14 protein-coding genes are annotated in these 15,550 nt (G+C 74.2%); 9 read left to right on the top strand and 5 right to left on the bottom strand.

What is annotated here, in order from left to right:
- Positions 1-439 (top strand): response regulator transcription factor (locus DLJ47_RS02015; RefSeq protein ID WP_146228005.1); only part of this gene is annotated, 439 nt, incomplete at its 5' end.
- Positions 440-531: 92 nt separating this feature from the next.
- Here DLJ47_RS02015 and DLJ47_RS02010 read toward each other — a convergent pair.
- Positions 532-942 (bottom strand): DUF5319 domain-containing protein, encoded by a 411-nt coding sequence (locus tag DLJ47_RS02010; protein WP_109898400.1) that lies wholly within the window; start codon positions 940-942, stop codon positions 532-534.
- Between the two features lie 185 nt (positions 943-1,127).
- Between DLJ47_RS02010 and guaB the strand changes: the two genes are divergently transcribed.
- The 4 genes from guaB to DLJ47_RS01990 all read left to right on the top strand — a co-directional run bounded on the left by guaB (position 1,128) and on the right by DLJ47_RS01990 (position 6,928).
- Positions 1,128-2,690, top strand: coding sequence for an IMP dehydrogenase (gene guaB / locus DLJ47_RS02005; protein ID WP_109898399.1), 1,563 nt, complete (start codon positions 1,128-1,130; stop codon positions 2,688-2,690).
- A 30-nt stretch (positions 2,691-2,720) separates the two neighbouring features.
- Complete coding sequence (locus tag DLJ47_RS02000; protein WP_109898398.1) at positions 2,721-3,839, top strand: GuaB3 family IMP dehydrogenase-related protein; 1,119 nt, start codon at positions 2,721-2,723, stop codon at positions 3,837-3,839.
- An 88-nt stretch (positions 3,840-3,927) separates the two neighbouring features.
- On the top strand, positions 3,928-5,346 hold the full coding sequence (locus DLJ47_RS01995) for a M1 family metallopeptidase (protein ID WP_446723521.1): 1,419 nt from the start codon (positions 3,928-3,930) through the stop codon (positions 5,344-5,346).
- Positions 5,347-5,473: 127 nt separating this feature from the next.
- Entirely contained in the window at positions 5,474-6,928 is a 1,455-nt protein-coding gene (locus tag DLJ47_RS01990; protein WP_109898397.1) for a M1 family metallopeptidase, read from the top strand.
- Between the two features lie 72 nt (positions 6,929-7,000).
- Here the strand turns inward: DLJ47_RS01990 and DLJ47_RS01985 are convergent, their stop codons facing one another.
- The gene (locus DLJ47_RS01985) at positions 7,001-8,128 is read right to left on the bottom strand and encodes an LCP family protein (RefSeq protein ID WP_109898396.1); all 1,128 of its coding nucleotides are present in this window, start codon (positions 8,126-8,128) and stop codon (positions 7,001-7,003) included.
- A 142-nt stretch (positions 8,129-8,270) separates the two neighbouring features.
- On the opposite strand from DLJ47_RS01985, the gene DLJ47_RS01980 reads away from it, so the two are divergent.
- The gene (locus tag DLJ47_RS01980; RefSeq protein ID WP_109898395.1) at positions 8,271-9,968 is read left to right on the top strand and encodes an FAD-dependent oxidoreductase; all 1,698 of its coding nucleotides are present in this window, start codon (positions 8,271-8,273) and stop codon (positions 9,966-9,968) included.
- Between the two features lie 17 nt (positions 9,969-9,985).
- Here DLJ47_RS01980 and DLJ47_RS01975 read toward each other — a convergent pair whose 3' ends face one another.
- Complete coding sequence (locus tag DLJ47_RS01975; RefSeq protein ID WP_158289765.1) at positions 9,986-10,903, bottom strand: Brp/Blh family beta-carotene 15,15'-dioxygenase; 918 nt, start codon at positions 10,901-10,903, stop codon at positions 9,986-9,988.
- A 127-nt stretch (positions 10,904-11,030) separates the two neighbouring features.
- Positions 11,031-11,729: a bacteriorhodopsin gene (locus tag DLJ47_RS01970; protein WP_158289764.1), complete on the bottom strand. Its 699-nt coding sequence runs from the start codon at positions 11,727-11,729 to the stop codon at positions 11,031-11,033.
- Between the two features lie 315 nt (positions 11,730-12,044).
- Between DLJ47_RS01970 and guaA the strand changes: the two genes are divergently transcribed.
- On the top strand, positions 12,045-13,598 hold the full coding sequence (guaA, locus tag DLJ47_RS01965) for a glutamine-hydrolyzing GMP synthase (protein ID WP_109898392.1): 1,554 nt from the start codon (positions 12,045-12,047) through the stop codon (positions 13,596-13,598).
- A 7-nt stretch (positions 13,599-13,605) separates the two neighbouring features.
- Here guaA and DLJ47_RS01960 read toward each other — a convergent pair whose 3' ends face one another.
- On the bottom strand, positions 13,606-13,938 hold the full coding sequence (locus DLJ47_RS01960) for a PspC domain-containing protein (protein WP_109898391.1): 333 nt from the start codon (positions 13,936-13,938) through the stop codon (positions 13,606-13,608).
- A gap of 144 nt (positions 13,939-14,082) precedes the next feature.
- Between DLJ47_RS01960 and DLJ47_RS01955 the strand changes: the two genes are divergently transcribed.
- Positions 14,083-15,030, top strand: coding sequence for an NUDIX hydrolase (locus tag DLJ47_RS01955; protein ID WP_109898390.1), 948 nt, complete (start codon positions 14,083-14,085; stop codon positions 15,028-15,030).
- Positions 15,031-15,140: 110 nt separating this feature from the next.
- The coding region (locus DLJ47_RS01950; RefSeq protein ID WP_146228004.1) for an NUDIX hydrolase at positions 15,141-15,550 on the top strand (410 nt) is incomplete at its 3' end.

Raw genomic sequence — 15,550 nt, 5'->3', positions numbered from 1 at the left:
CACCGACCCGCCCCGGGACACCGCCGCGGTCGGCGGCCCGGGTCGCCCGCCGCAGGGCGGCCGGTCCTCGGGCGAGGCCAACCCGCCCTGGCCGGCCGGGTCCGCCGAAGCGGCCGGCGGCGCCCCGGCGGTGGTGCCGGTGCAGCGCGGTGACGACCCGGCCGAGCCGGCTGCCGGTGAGCCGGAGGAGGCCGCGCCGGAGGCGCGCCGGGGCGCGCCGGGCGGCCGGCCGAGCCGACCGCCGGTCGGGTTGACCGAGCGCGAACTCCAGGTGCTGCTCGGCATGGCGGAGGGCAAGAGCAACGCGGAGATCGGTCGCGAGCTGTTCGTCTCGGAGGACACCGTCAAGACGCACGCCCGCCGGCTGTTCCGCAAGCTCGGCGCCCGGGACCGGGCGCACGCGGTGGCCGCCGGCTTCCGCGCCGGCCTGGTGGCCTGAACCGCCGGTGACGGGCCGGTCGGCTACCAGCGGGTCCACGGCACCGCGGAGCGGCCGATCGACGTGCTGCGAGCGGCGTCGGCGGGCGGGCGTCAGTCGGCGGCGCTGGGCTCGTCCTCGGTGCCCTCGGTCAGGGTGTCGTGCACCCCGTCGGCGTAGCCGCGGGCGTAGTCCCAGGTGACGTAGTGATCCGGATCCGGGTCGTAGGCCGGCTCGTGCACCCGGGGGCGGCCGGAGTTGAGCAGGTGGCGCAGGTTGCCGCGGAGCAGGTCCCAGTCGAAGTAGTGCGGCTCCCGGCAGTCCTCACACTCGATCACCAGCCCGCGGATCCCGATCGGGGCCAGCAGCGCCTGGTAGATCTCCAGGTCGGCAAGATCCTCCAGCACGTCCTGCCGCTCGCCCTCGGTCAGCGGGTCGAGCGGCGCGTCGTCCCCCGGATCGTGCAGGCCCGCTGCCGGATCGGCCGGGTCGCCGTTGAACGGGTCGATGGGCTCGTCGTGCACACCATCACCGTAGACCTACCGCAGCGGCGACGCCCGCCCCCCGGCCGGCGGCGTCCGCGCCCGCCGCCGGCGGGTCCGGCCCAGGTCACTGGGTACGATGGGGCGACGCGCCGTCACCCGGCGTACGCCGGTGCCCGTCCGCGCCACCTCGCTGAAGCCCGTCCGAGCAGCTCAGGGGAGCAATCGTGGAAATTTCGCCCAGCACCGACCTGTCGAGCGGCGCCGACCACGGCGAGCTGGCCGGTCACCTGCCGGAGCTGCCCGCCGGCTCCGCCCGGGTGGTGCCGCTCGGGCTGACCTTCGACGACGTGCTGCTCCAGCCGGGCGAGTCGGACGTGGTGCCGAGCCGGGTCAACACCGTGACGAAGCTGACCCGCAACATCAGCCTCTCGATCCCGCTGCTGTCCAGCGCGATGGACACGGTGACCGAGGCGCGGATGGCGATCGCGATGGCCCGCCAGGGCGGCATCGGCGTGCTGCACCGCAACCTGTCGGTGGAGGACCAGGCCCTCCAGGTCGACCTGGTCAAGCGCTCCGAGTCCGGCATGATCACCAACCCGGTCACCGCCAGCCCGGAGGACACCCTCCGCGAGGTCGACTCGCTCTGCGGCCGGTACCGGATCTCCGGTGTGCCGGTGGTGGACGGCGAGGGCCAGCTGGTCGGCATCGTGACCAACCGGGACATGCGCTTCGTCACCGACCCGGCCACCCCGGTCCGCGACATCATGACCCGGACGCCGCTGGTCACCGCGCCGGTCGGCGTGAGCAAGGACGAGGCGCTGGCCCTGCTGCGCCAGCACAAGGTCGAGAAGCTGCCGATCGTCGACGGGGCCGGCAAGCTGCGCGGGCTGATCACCGTCAAGGACTTCACCAAGAGCGAGCAGTACCCGAACGCGACCAAGGACGAGGCCGGCCGGCTCCGCGTCGCCGCCGCGATCGGCGTCGGCGAGGACTCGTACAAGCGGGCCCGGGCGCTGGTCGACGCGGGCGTCGACGTGCTCATCGTGGACACCGCGCACGGCCACCAGCGGGCCGTGCTGGACATGGTCCGCCGGCTCAAGAAGGACGTGAGCGTCGACATCGTCGGCGGCAACATCGCCACGTACGCCGGGGCCAGGGCGCTGGTCGAGGCGGGTGCCGACGGGGTCAAGGTCGGGGTCGGCCCGGGTGCGATCTGCACCACCCGGATCGTCGCCGGCGTCGGCGTACCGCAGATCACCGCGATCATGGAGGCGGCCCGGGCCGCGCGTCCGGCCGGCGTGCCGGTGATCGGCGACGGCGGCATCCAGTACTCCGGCGACATCGCCAAGGCCCTGGTCGCCGGTGCCGACACGGTGATGCTCGGCAGCCTGCTGGCCGGCTGCGAGGAGAGCCCCGGCGAGCTGATCTTCGTCAACGGCAAGCAGTTCAAGGCGTACCGGGGGATGGGTTCGCTGGGCGCGATGCAGTCCCGGGGGCAGGCCAAGTCCTACTCGAAGGACCGCTACTTCCAGCAGGACGTGACCAGCGACGAGAAGCTGGTCCCCGAGGGCGTCGAGGGTCAGGTGCCGTACCGGGGGCCGCTGGCCCGGGTGGCCCACCAGCTGGTTGGTGGCCTGCGGCTCGCCATGGGATACGCCGGCGCGGAGAGCATTCCTGAGCTGCACAGCCGGGGCCAGCTCATCCGGATCACCGCGGCCGGGCTCAAGGAGAGCCACCCGCACGACATCCAGATGACCGTCGAGGCGCCCAACTACCACACCCGCTGAACCCCCACCCCCAACCACCTGGAGTCCCCCATGCGTGACGTGGTCGAGATCGGGCTGGGTAAGACCGCGCAACGCGGCTACCACCTGGACGACATCGCCATCGTGCCGAGCCGCCGGACCCGGGACGTCGACGACGTCTCGACCAACTGGCAGCTCGACGCCTACCAGTTCGGCATCCCCTGCGTCGGGCACCCCTCCGACGCCACCATGAGCCCGTCCTCCGCGGTCCGGCTCGGCCAGCTCGGCGGCCTCGGCGTACTCAACGTCGAAGGGCTGTGGACCCGCTACGAGAACCCGACCAAGGTGCTCGAGGAGCTGGCCGCGCTCGACGAGGACGCCCGCGCCACCAAGCGGCTCCAGGAGGTGTACGCCGAGCCGATCCGCCCCGACCTGATCGCCGAGCGGGTCCGCGAGCTGCGCGCCGGCGGCGGGACGGTGGCCGTCCGGGTCTCCCCGCAGCACACCCTGGCGCTGGCCCCGGTGATCCTGGACGCCGGCGTCGACATCCTGGTCATCCAGGGCACCATCGTCTCCGCCGAGCACGTCTCGACCACCGACGAGCCGCTCAACCTCAAGGAGTTCATCGCCGACCTCGACCTGCCGGTCATCGTCGGCGGCTGCACGGACTACAAGACCGCGCTGCACCTGATGCGGACCGGCGCGGCCGGTGTGATCGTCGGCATCGGCGGCGACGAGTGGTCCACCACCGAGTCGGTGCTCGGCATCCGGGTGCCGATGGCCACCGCCATCGCGGACGCCGCGGCGGCCCGGCGCGACTACCTGGACGAGACCGGCGGCCGGTACGTGCACCTGATCGCCGACGGCGACCTGCAGACCTCCGGCGACATCGCCAAGGCGCTCGGCTGCGGCGCGGACGCGGTGATGCTCGGCGAGCCGCTGTCGCTCTGCACCGAAGCGCCGGCCGGCGGCGCCTGGTGGCACTCCGCCGCCAGCCACCCGTCGCTGCCGCGCGGCGCGTTCGAGGTGGCTGGCGAGCCGCTCGGCTCGATGGAGCAGCTGCTCTTCGGCCCGGCCGACGAGCCGGACGGGCAGCTCAACCTCTTCGGCGGGCTGCGCCGGGCGATGGCCAAGTGCGGCTACCGCGACCTCAAGGAGTTCCAGAAGGTCGGCCTGGTCCTCGACCGCTGACCCTGGACGGGTCCCGCCGAGGCGCCCCGGACCCGCACCCGCCGGGAAGAGACACCACCCGCACCGGCCGCGCCGATAGGCTCGGCCGGTGCGTCGTACTCGTGACCTGATCCCGCTGGCGCTGGCCACCGTGGCGACGGTCGGGCTGTTGACCGCCTGCCCCGGCTCCGACGACCGGGAGGGCGACCCCGACGCTCTCCGCGCGGGCAGCGCCGACCTCGCCGACCCGTACGTGCCGGGCGCCGGCAACGGTGGGTACGACGTCTCGCACTACCGGCTGGCCGTCCGGTACGACCCGGCGACCGACCGGCTGAGCGGACGCGCGACGGTCACCGCGACGGCGAGCCACGGGCTGTCCCGGTTCACCCTCGACCTGGCCGGCCTCGACGTCAGCGCGGTCACCGTCGGCGGTAGGCGCGCCGAGCACCGGCGCGACGGCGACGAGCTGGTGGTCACCCCGGCCGACGGGATCCCGCGGGGCGGGCAGTTCGCGGTCGAGGTCGAGTACGCCGGGGTGCCGGCCCCGGTCCCCGACGGCGTGCTCGGCAACGGCGGCTTCCAGCACACCGCCGACGGCGCGATCGCGCTCGGCCAGCCGCACTCGGCGGCCACCTGGTTCCCGGTCAACGACCACCCGGCCGACAAGGCCACCTACGACATCGAGGTGACCGTCCCGGAGGGGTTGGAGGCGCTGAGCAACGGGGTGCCGGGGGAGCGGACGACCGCCGACGGCTGGACCACCTGGCGGTGGGCCGAGCGGGCACCGATGGCCAGCTACCTGACCACCCTGGTGATCGGGGACTACCAGGTGCGGACCGGCACCCACGCCGGCAAGCCGATGGTCACCGCCGTGCCGGCGGGCCTGCCGGCCACCGGCCCGGAGGCCGCCTCGCTCGCCCGGACCGGGGAGATCGCCGACTTCCTGGCCAGCCGCTTCGGGCCGTACCCGTTCGACTCGTACGGCGGGATCGTGGTCACCGACGACCGGATCGGCTACGCGCTGGAGACCCAGTCCCGGCCGGTGTACGGGCCGGGCTTCTTCCGCGGCGGCCGGCCCAACACCGGGGTGGTCGCCCACGAGTTGGCCCACCAGTGGTTCGGCAACAGCGTGGCGCTGAGCAGGTGGAGCGACATCTGGCTCAACGAGGGGTTCGCCAGCTACGCGGAGTGGCTGTGGGAGGAGCACGACGGCGGCCGTACCGCGCAGCGCAACTTCGAGCTCCAGTACGTCGCCACCGACTGGTCCCGGCCGTCCGTCGACCCGGGACCGACGCAGATGTTCGGCTCCGCCGTCTACAAGCGCGGTGCGCTGGCCGTGCACGCGCTGCGCCGCACCGTGGGCGACGAGACCTTCTTCCGCATCCTGCGAAGCTGGACCGCCGAGCGGCGGAACGGCAACGCCACCACCGCCGACCTGATCGCGCACGCCGAACGGGTCGCCGGGCGGCCGCTGCGCCCGCTCTTCGACGCCTGGCTGGTCGGCGCCAGCGCCCCCGCCCTGCCGTGACGGGTCCCTGATCGACGGTCGGTAGGCTGCCGCCGGGCGGGCCGGCCGCGACGCGGGTCCCCCGGTGGCCGCCGCCCGGCCGGACCGGTCGGCGGGACGGCCGCTCGGCACAGGGAGGGGCGAGGCGATGGCGCTGCCGCGGCGGGTTCTGCTGGTTACCGGCCTGCTGGTCACCGGGGCACTCGGCGTGGGCGGGTGCGGATCCTCGGCGGAGCCCGGGATCGGCTCGGCCGCCCCGTCGCCGAGCAGCACCCGGCAGTTCAAGCCCGGCGGCGCCGGGGTGGGCGACGACTACTTCCCGACCTACGGCAACGGTGGCTACGACGTCGGCCGGTACACGGTCAAGGTGCGCTACGACCCGGCGACGGACCGGCTCACCGGCACCACCACCGTGCAGGCCGCCGCGACCGCCAACCTCTCCGCGTTCAACCTGGACCTGGCCGGGTTGACCGTGCGCGAGGTGACGGTGGACGGCGCCCCCGCCCGGCACTCCCGCAAGGGCGACGAACTGGTGGTCACCCCGGCCCGCGGCCTGATCGCCGGCAACGGCTTCGTCGCCGAGATCAGCTACGACGGCGAGCCGGCGGCGCTGCCTAACGAGACCCTCGGCGCGGGCGGTTTCCTGCACACCTCCGACGGCGCCATCGCGCTCGGCCAGCCGGAGTCGGCGAGCACCTGGTTCCCGGTCAACGACCACCCCTCCGACAAGGCCAGCTACGACTTCGAGATCACCGTGCCGGACGGGCTGACCGCGGTGAGCAACGGCGTGCCGGTGGGCCGGACCAGCGCGGACGGCTGGACCACCTGGAAGTGGGCCGAGCGCAACCCGATGGCGAGCTACCTGAGCATGGTGGCGATCGGCAAGTTCCGGCTGACCCGGGGTGAGCACAAGGGACGGCCGGTGTTCCACGCGGTCACCACGAAGCTCGCCAAGGGGGCGGCGGACCGGTCGATCGCCGAGACGGTGAAGGTCGCCGACTACCTGGAGCGGCTCTTCGGGCCGTACCCGTTCGAGTCGTACGGCGCGGTGGTGGTCTCCGACGACCGGATCCGGTACGCGCTGGAGACGCAGAGCCGCCCGGTCTACGCCGCGTCCTTCTTCCGGCAGGGCGAGAACACCGGGGTGGTCGCGCACGAGCTGGCCCACCAGTGGTTCGGCAACAGCGTGGCGCTGACCAGGTGGCAGGACATCTGGCTCAACGAGGGGCTGGCCACGTACGCCGAGTGGCTCTGGACCGAGCACGACGGCGGGCGCACCGCCGCGCAGACCTTCGACGCGCGGTACGCCGGCGCGGCGAGCCGGGTGTGGCGCACCCCGCCGGGCAAGCCGGGGGTGGAGAACCTGTTCGGCGAATCGGTCTACCAGCGCGGCGCGATGACCGTGCACGCGCTGCGGGTGACGGTCGGCGACAAGGCGTTCTTCGAGATCCTCAAGACCTGGGCGGCGGAGAAGCGGCACGGCAACGGCACCACTGCCCAGTTCGTGGCGCTGGCCGAGCGGATCTCCGGCGAGCGGCTGGACGACCTCTTCGACGACTGGCTCTACGGCACCGAGCGCCCCGCCCGCCCCGAGCGGCGCTGACCCCGACCCGCCCGGGAGGGCACCGCCCGCTCCGGGCGGCCGGGCGGGGCTGCGCAGCACCGCCCGGCCGGGTCAGGTCTTGACCCGCAGCTGCGGGTGGTCGGCGAGGTACGCGTCCGCCCGGCCGGCGCGCAGCGCGGTGAGGAAGTCCCGGCCCACCTTGGTGAGCTGCTCGCCCCGGTAGCCGCTGCCCCGCCCGACCGCGCCGCCCGGGAGCCCGACCAGGACGAACCGCTCCGCCGGCAGCTCGCCGAGGGCGTACGCGAAGTCGATGATCCGCCGCCCGCCGAGGGCGGAGTAGACAAGCGTGTCGCCGAGCGCGGCGACCACCTGCTCCACCCGTTCCGGCTGGCGGGCCAGGTCCTGGTCGAGGATCTTGCGGACCAGGGCCCGGACCAGCTGCTGCTGGTGTCGCTGCCGGGCGTAGTCGCCGCCGGTGAGGTAGCGCTGCCGGGCGTAGTCGAGCGCCTGCCAGCCGGTCAGGTGCCGCTGGCCCTTCTCGTAGACCATCTGCGGCCCGGTGTAGCCGCCGGGCGCCGGGTCGCGGTGTCGGCCGTCCGGGCGGCGGTGTCGGGAGGCCACCCGCTGGTCGACGTAGACGTCCACCCCGCCGAGGGTGTCCACCAACTTGTCGAAGCCACCGAAGGTGACCACCGCGCCGGCGTCGATGCGCAACCCGGTGTAGCCGCTGACGGTGCTGCGCAGCAACTCGTAGCCCTGCGCGGTGCTCGGCTGCTTCGGCTTGCCCGGCACCCGGCTGCCGTAGCTCATCGCGTGGGTGAGCTTGGTCCGCCCGCCGCGGTAGCCGGCCTTGGGGAACGCCGGGATGTCCACCACCAGGTCGCGGGGGAGCGAGAAGAGGTACGCCCGGCCGAGGCCCTTCGGCACGTGCAGCACCAGTACGGCGTCGGCGTGCGGCTCCCAGCCGGGCACGCTGACCCGGGTGTCCACGCCGACCAGCAGCAGGTTGAGCGGGCCGGTGATGTCCGCGCCCGGCGGTGGGCCGGTCGGGCTCGGGCTGGCGCTCGGCGGGCCGGCCGGGGTGGCGCTCGGGGTGCCGGCGGCCGGTGTTCCGGACCCACTGTCGGAGCCGACCAGCCGGGTCACCACCACCGCGGCGGTCGCCGCCAGCACCACGGCGGTGAGCACCGCCAGCCCCAGCAGCCAGCGGCGCCGTGGCGTCCGCGATCGGAGGACCATGTCGACCCCTCTCCCCGTACCTGACTCGACGCTCCGACGGTGGCCTCGGGTTGCGTCCGGGGGCGGCGGGCGGTGGACGGGGTGCATGATCGCGCGAAAACTGCCCCTGGCGCGACAGCTACTGACCGGTAATGATGCGTCCATGCGGTACGACGTGCTCGTCATCGGGTCCGGCTTCGGCGGCAGCGTGACCGCGCTGCGGCTGGCCGAGAAGGGCTACACCGTCGGCGTGCTGGAAGCCGGGCGGCGGTTCGCCGACGACGAGTTCCCGCAGACCTCCTGGCGGCTGCGCCGCTTCCTCTGGGCGCCGAAGCTGGGCTGCTACGGCCTGCAACGGATCACCCTGCTCCGCCCCGCCGACCGCCGGGCCGGCGGCGGGGTGATGGTGCTTTCCGGCACCGGGGTCGGTGGCGGCTCGCTGGTCTACGCGAACACCCTCTACGAGCCGCTGCCCGCGTTCTACGCCGACCCGCAGTGGCGGGACATCACCGACTGGCGCGACGAACTGGCCCGGCACTACGACCAGGCGAAGCGGATGCTCGGCGTCACCACGTACCCGATGGTCACCGGCGCGGACCGGGCGATGCGGGCGGTGGCCGAGCGGATGGGGGTGGGGCACACCGTGCACGCCACCCCGGTCGGGGTGCACATCGGCCGCCCCGGCGAGCGGGTCGCCGACCCGTACTTCGGCGGCGCCGGCCCGGAGCGCACCGGCTGCACGCACTGCGGCGCCTGCATGACCGGCTGCCGGCACGGGGCGAAGAACACCCTGGTGAAGAACTACCTCTGGCTGGCCGAGCGGCTCGGCGTGCGGGTGCACCCGCTGACCACGGTGACCGCGGTCCGGCCGGCCGCCGACGGCGGCTACGCGGTGGAGACCGTCCGCACCGGGGCGTGGCTGCGTCGGCGCCGCCAGGTGATCCACGCCGACCAGGTGGTCTTCGCCGCCGGCGCGCTCGGCACCCAACGGCTGCTGCACGAGATGAAGGCCACCGGCGCGCTGCCCGCGCTCTCGCCCCGGCTCGGCGAGCTGACCCGGACCAACTCGGAGGCCATCCTCGGCGCCTCGGTGCCCCGCAGGCAGGCCCGGGCGCAGGGGATCGACTTCACCGAAGGGGTGGCGATCACCAGCTCGTTCCACCCCGACCCGCAGACCCACATCGAGCCGGTCCGCTACGGCCGGGGCTCCAACGCGATGGGGCTGCTCCAGTCGCTGCTGGTCGACGGCGGGCCGCACCGGGTACGTCGCTGGCTGGGCATCCTGCTGCGCCAACCCGGCACCGCGGCCCGGATGCTCAGCGTGCGCGGCTGGTCGGAGCGTACGGTGATCGCCCTGGTCATGCAGTCCGCCGACAATTCACTGACCACCCGGTTCCGGCGCGGCCCGTTCGGCCGGCGGCTGGTCTCCGGCCCCGGCCACGGTACGCCCAACCCGACCTGGATCCCGGCCGGCAACACCGCCGCCCGGCTGCTTGCCGAGGAGATCGGCGGGGTGCCCGGCGGTTCGCTCACCGAGCCGTTCGACATCCCGATGACCGCGCACATCCTGGGCGGGGCGGTGATCGGCGCCACGGCCGCCGACGGGGTGATCGACCCCTGGCACCGGGTCTACGGGCACCCCGGGCTGCACGTGGTGGACGGCGCGGCGATCTCGGCGAACCTCGGGGTGAACCCCTCGCTGACCATCACCGCCCAGGCCGAACGCGCCATGTCGTTCTGGCCCAACAAGGGGGAGGCGGACCCGAGGCCCCCGCTCGGTGAGCCGTACCGCCGCCTGGACCCGGTCCCTCCACGCCAACCCGCGGTCCCGGCCGACGCCCCCGGCGCCCTCCGCTCCTGACCTGGCCGGCGCCCGGGTCAACCCGCCGGGCGTCGGAGCACGGGTTCGCGCCGGTCCGTCCAGGCGACCAGTGCCGCGTGCGGGAGGGTCAGCGCGGCCAGCACGGCGACCGTCGCGGGCAGCGGGTCCGTCCGGTGTCCGGGCCAGGTGACCAGGGCGAGCAGGGCGGCGACGGCGACCACCGTGGGGACCGCCGCCTGCCGCACGAAGCGACGCAGCGGCGGTCCGACCCGCCCGGCCGCCAGGTCGGCCGCGTTCCCCGGGTCGTGTCGCAGCAACCGGGCGACGTGGCGGCAGGAGTGCCAGGCCGCGAAGTACGCCCCGATGGCCAGGGCCGGCGGCACGGTGCTGAACAGCGCGGCGAGGAGGGCCGGTGGGACGGCGTCGCGGGCGCGTCCGGCGCGTACGTCCCGGATCGCGGTGACCGCGACCGCGCACAGCACGGTGGTCAGTGCCAGCGTCCTCACCTCGACGGTGAGCAGCGCCGGTGCCCGTGGAGCCACCGCGGCCAGCAACGGGTCGACCTGGTCCCGCCACAGCGCCAGCGGGACGACCACCGGCGGTCCCCCGTACGCGAGCACGGCGGCCACCCTCGGCCGGATCGGTCGGCGGTCCCGCTCGGCGTGGAACGCCTCGTCAGCGGTGCCGAAGTGGACAACCGACACGATGAGGAAGCCGACCAGCGCCAGGTCCGGCGCGGCTCGGAAGGCCGCCAGCCCGGCGCCGGCCACGGCCGGGTAGGCGACCAGCAGCGCGACGCGCGCCGACACCGGGCGGGCGCGCGCCGACAGCCAGGCGGGCACCAGGTGGTCGACGGCGCCGTGCGGGAGCCCGAGGAGTAGCCCCGCGAGCAGGAAGGCCGGCGAGCTGACCGGCCCATCGGCGTCGATCAGTGGCGACAGCGCCAGCAGTCCGCCGAGCGCGAGCTGCGACACCGTCCCGGCGCACCGCAGCAGCCGGTCCGGCCTTCGCGGTCCCCCCGCCGCGTCGGTCGCGCCCGACGGCGGCCGTGCGGTCCGGCTGTCCGCCACCGGCACCCCGGGGCCGACGCCGCGCGCCGGGTCAGACGACGGTGAGGTGACCACGGTCGGACAGGGTGCGGAGCCGGCCGAGATCGAGGATGCTCCAGCCCACCTTCGTGAGGATGGACAGCAGGACGAAGAGCAGACTGGTGGTGGCGGAGCTGATCAGGCCGAGACCGGTCGGGCCGATCATCCAGAACAGGGGGTAGCCCACCCAGAGCACGCTGAGCGCCAGGGCGGCCTCGGTGTACACCGCCGCGATCGGTTCCGGCTGGCGGTGCGCGTGGGTGCGCAGCGGTCCCCAGACCAGGCCGTAGATCCCGAGGAACGCCAGGACCCCGATCGTGAACAGGGTGTATCGGATCGTGGCGTCCGCCGCGAGCTCGGCGGTCACCCCGCTGAGGAACACCACCAGGTTCGTCCCGACGAGGGCACCGGCCAGTCCCCAACGGCGCCCGGGCAGCGAGTGCGTCGCGGTCAGCACCAGCGCCATCAGCAGCAGGGGGGAGGTGACCGCCCAGTCGACGTACCGCGCCCAGTAGAGCGTGTGGCCGGCCACCTCCGCCCGGCCGCCGCCCAGCGCCATGACCAGGTACCAGAAGCCGGACCAGAGCGGGATCGCGATCGCCACCCGGTACTCGCTGACCGGGACTCCCCGCGGGTTGGCCTGCCAGCGGGTGAACAGCACGACCCCGGCGGCCATGGCGGCGACGTACATCCACAGCCACCACTCGGTCATGCCCACTCCTCGGCCGACTCCTGACGCGCCGCGCCCACCCGGCTGCGCGCTTCCGACGCGCCGGGCGCACGCCGGCCCGCCGATGCCACGCATCCGCCCGAGGTCCCGTGCGGGAGCCGGTGCCGGGCGACAGGAACACCGTATACAGGCCAAAAGCCGCAGATCTGCCTAATGGCTCCCGCGGGTGGGATGGCGGCGCGTCAGATCACCTGCACGGTGGCCGACAGCACCTCCCGGGTGGCGGGCGGGGTCCGGCTCCACGACCCGGCGGGGTGTGGACGGGAGTGGCCGTGACGGTGGGTAGGCTTTCTGCACATGAGCACGCCTCGCCCCGTCCTCGTGGTGGACTTCGGAGCCCAGTACGCCCAGCTCATCGCGCGCCGGGTGCGCGAGGCCAACGTCTACTCGGAGATCGTGCCGCACTCGATGCCGGTCGCCGAGATGCTGGCGAAGGACCCGGCCGCGATCATCCTGTCCGGCGGCCCGGCCAGCGTCTACGTTCCGGAGGCGCCGCAGATCGACGCCGGCATGTTCGACGCCGGGGTGCCGGTCTTCGGCATCTGCTACGGCTTCCAGGCGATGGCCCAGGCGCTCGGCGGCACGGTGGCCCGCACCGGCAACCGCGAGTACGGCGGCACCCCGCTGCGCGCCCGACCCGAGGCCGGCGTGCTGCTCCGCGACCTGCCGGACGACCTGCCGGTCTGGATGAGTCACGGCGACTGCGTGACCGAGGCCCCGGCCGGCTTCACGGTGACCGCCGAGTCGGCGGGCGCGCCGGTGGCCGCGTTCGAGGACCTGGCTGGCCGCCGCGCCGGCGTGCAGTTCCACCCGGAGGTCGGGCACACCGCGTACGGCCAGGAGATGCTGCGCCGCTTCCTCCACGACATCGCCGGCATCGAGCCCACCTGGACGCCGGAGAACATCATCGACGAGCAGGTGGCCCGGATCCGCGAGCAGGTCGGTGACAAGGAGGTCATCTGCGGCCTGAGCGGCGGGGTCGACTCCGCGGTCGCCGCCGCGCTGGTGCACAAGGCCGTCGGCGACCAGCTCACCTGCGTCTTCGTCGACCACGGCCTGCTCCGCGCCGGTGAGGCCGAGCAGGTGGAGAAGGACTACGTCGCCGCCACCGGGATCAAGCTGAAGGTGGTCGACGCCGCCGACCGGTTCCTCGGCGCGCTGGCCGGGGTGACCGACCCGGAGCAGAAGCGCAAGATCATCGGCCGGGAGTTCATCCGGGTCTTCGAGGCCGCCGCCCGCGAGGTCGCCGCGCACGGCGACGTCGAGTTCCTGGTGCAGGGCACCCTCTACCCGGACGTGGTGGAGTCCGGCGGCGGCAGCGGCACCGCCAACATCAAGAGCCACCACAACGTCGGCGGTCTCCCGGAGGACCTGAAGTTCGCCCTGGTCGAGCCGCTGCGCACGCTCTTCAAGGACGAGGTCCGCACGCTCGGCCTCCAGCTCGGCCTGCCCGAGGCGATGGTCTGGCGACACCCGTTCCCGGGGCCGGGCCTGGCCATCCGGATCATCGGCGCGGTGGACCGGGAGCGGCTGGACGTGCTGCGCCGGGCCGACCTGATCGCCCGCGAGGAGCTGAGCGCCGCCGGGCTGGACCGGGGCGTCTGGCAGTTCCCGGTGGTGCTCCTGGCCGACGTGCGCAGCGTCGGGGTGCAGGGCGACGGGCGCAGCTACGGGCATCCCGTGGTGCTGCGCCCGGTCTCCAGCGAGGACGCGATGACCGCCGACTGGTCGCGGCTGCCGTACGAGGTGGTCGCGAAGATCTCCACCCGGATCACCAACGAGGTCGCCGAGGTCAACCGGGTGGTGCTGGACGTCACCAGCAAGCCGCCGGGCACCATCGAGTGGGAGTGACCCGGCGTCACGCCGCCGGCGGGTAGGTTGGCGGCGCCGGCTGCCCGGTGGCGGTCGGCGGGACGGTGGGCTGCGCCACGGTGGGCGGCGCGGTCTCCGCCGGGTGCGGCCACGCGGGCGCGTCCGCCGGCTCCTCGGGCATCAGGAACCACATGATCGGGTACGCGAGCAGCGCGAGCCCGCCGGTGAGCAGGCCGGTGACGGCGAACACGACCCGGATCAGGGTGGGGTCGACGGCGAAGTAGCGGCCGAGGCCGCTGGCCACCCCGGCCACCATCCGGTCGGTGGTCGGGCGACGGAGCTGCTTGTACGGGGCCTGGGGAGGGCTGGTGTGTGTCATGCCTCAACCCTCCGCGCGGGCGGCCGGATCGACCTCGGTGACCGCCCGGAGCCTTACCCTGACCGGCCCCTGATTCGGGAGCCTTGAGTCAGGAATCTGACTCTTTTCGATGCCGGTAACCGGCGCCGGGGAGAATTTCCTCCCGTGACCACCACGCTCAAGCCGCTTCGCAGGATCGCGGCATACGCAGTCTGTGCTGACCCGATCGGCCGGGTGTTGCTGGTCCGCGCGTCGGAGCGGTCCGGCACACCGGGCACGTGGTCGCTGCCCGGCGGGGCGGTCGACCACGGCGAGGACCCGAACCACACGGTGGTCCGGGAGACCGCCGCCGAGACCGGCCTCTCGGTCACCGTCGACGGCCTCGACGACGTGCTGGCCGACATGCGGGCGCTGCCCGAGCGGGGCATCACCATCCACACCGACCGGCTGATCTACCGGGTGTCGGTCCGCGGCGGGACGCTCACCGACCGGGTCGACCGGCCGACCGACCTGGCCCGCTGGTTCACCCGTGAGGAGGCCGCCGAGCTGCCGCTGCGCTCGTTCACCGCGCGCGCCCTCGACCTGCCCGCGTCCTCGGCCGACGTGGTGCCCGACGAGCCGCCGGAGTTCCCCTCCTTCTACGCCGTGCCCGGCCCCGACGGGCTGCACCGGGCGCAGCGCTTCGCCGCGTACGCGGTCTGCACCGATCCGGCGGGGCGGGTGCTGCTCACCCGGGTGGCCGACGGCTACCCCGGCGCGGGCTGCTGGCACCTGCCCGGCGGCGGCACCGACTACGGCGAGCAGCCGGGCGCGGCGCTGATCCGGGAGCTGGTCGAGGAGACCGGGCAGACCGGCCGGCTGGTCGAGCTGCTCGGGGTGGCCAGCCACCGGGACGCCGCCTCGCTCGGCCCCGAGGGCTACCCGATCGACTGGCACGGCGTCCGCGCGTTCTACCGGGTGGTGGTCGACCAGCCCGCCCCGCCCACGGTCGCCGACGTCGGCGGCTCCACCTGCGAGGCCCGCTGGTTCGCGCCGGCCGAGTTGGGCGCCCTGCCCACCGACCGCCTCACCGAGGTCACCGCCGAGGCCGTCCAGGCCGCCCGCCTCGCCTGACCGGTTCCGCACCGCCCGTTGATCATGAGGTTGACCGGGCGGCACGCCGCCACGCAGACCGCTAACCTCATGATCGACGGGGTGGAGCCGGCGGTGCGGGGGAGCGGCGGGTGGTCCGGGAAACGCGGCGGGTCGGGGCGTACGGGGTGTGCGAGGACGCCGGGCGGGTGTTGCTCGCCCGGGGCTCGGCCGCGTGCCCGTACCCGGGGGTCTGGCAGTTGCCGGGCGGCGGGGTGGAGCACGCCGAGCACCCGGCGCACGCCGTGGTCCGCGAGTTCGCCGAGGAGACCGGCCTCACCGTCGAGGTGACCGGGCTGCGGGCCGTCCTGGCGGACGTGGCCACCTGTCCCGCCGAGGGCGTCGCGGTGCACACCGATCGGCTGGTCTTCGACGTGGTCGCGCGGGGCGGCGAGCCGCCCGGTCAACCTCATGATCAACGGGCGGTGCGGAACCGGTCAGGCGAGGCGGGCGGCCTGGACGGCCTCGGCGGTGACCTCGGTGAGGCGGTCGGTGGGCAGGG

The organism is Micromonospora sp. S4605 (assembly GCF_003176715.1).
GTDB lineage: Bacteria > Actinomycetota > Actinomycetes > Mycobacteriales > Micromonosporaceae > Micromonospora > Micromonospora echinaurantiaca.
Note: the sequence above shows the minus strand (reverse complement) of the source record. Positions and strands in the feature narration are given on the sequence as shown.

Bases quoted from the DNA above. Each gene is read 5' to 3' on its own strand.
- DLJ47_RS02000 (WP_109898398.1), top strand. From the start codon at position 2,721: ATGCGTGACGTGGTCGAGATCGGGCTGGGTAAGACCGCGCAACGCGGC.
- DLJ47_RS01990 (WP_109898397.1), top strand. From the start codon at position 5,474: ATGGCGCTGCCGCGGCGGGTTCTGCTGGTTACCGGCCTGCTGGTCACC.
- DLJ47_RS01985 (WP_109898396.1), bottom strand. From the start codon at position 8,128: ATGGTCCTCCGATCGCGGACGCCACGGCGCCGCTGGCTGCTGGGGCTG.
- DLJ47_RS01980 (WP_109898395.1), top strand. From the start codon at position 8,271: ATGCGGTACGACGTGCTCGTCATCGGGTCCGGCTTCGGCGGCAGCGTG.
- DLJ47_RS01970 (WP_158289764.1), bottom strand. From the start codon at position 11,729: ATGACCGAGTGGTGGCTGTGGATGTACGTCGCCGCCATGGCCGCCGGG.
- guaA (WP_109898392.1), top strand. From the start codon at position 12,045: ATGAGCACGCCTCGCCCCGTCCTCGTGGTGGACTTCGGAGCCCAGTAC.
- DLJ47_RS01960 (WP_109898391.1), bottom strand. From the start codon at position 13,938: ATGACACACACCAGCCCTCCCCAGGCCCCGTACAAGCAGCTCCGTCGC.